Annotated in this window: 1 protein-coding gene; it reads right to left on the bottom strand. The window is 73.7% G+C overall.

What is annotated here, in order from left to right:
* Positions 1-232 (bottom strand): ATP-binding cassette domain-containing protein (locus tag B3605_RS01310; RefSeq protein ID WP_296431774.1); only part of this gene is annotated, 232 nt, incomplete at both ends.

The following is a 232-nucleotide window of genomic DNA, read 5'->3' as shown; positions in this document are numbered from 1 at the left end:
GAGCGCCGAGGTCAGCCCCCGCCGCTCGCCGCGACGCGCGGCCAGCGCCAGGTTCTCCTCGATCGACAAGGCGCCGCAGCTCCCCGTCAACGGATCCTGGAACACGCGGGCGACGAGCCCGGCGCGCGCGGCGGTCGGCTTGCGGGTCACGTCGGTGTGGCCGATCATCACCTGTCCTTCGCTCGCCAGCACATCGCCGGCGAGGACGCCAAGCAGCGTCGACTTGCCGGCG

It is taken from the genome of Rhizobium sp. UBA1881 (assembly GCF_002338015.1).
Taxonomy (GTDB): domain Bacteria; phylum Pseudomonadota; class Alphaproteobacteria; order Rhizobiales; family Rhizobiaceae; genus Rhizobium.
This window is presented reverse-complemented; position numbering and strand designations above follow the sequence as displayed.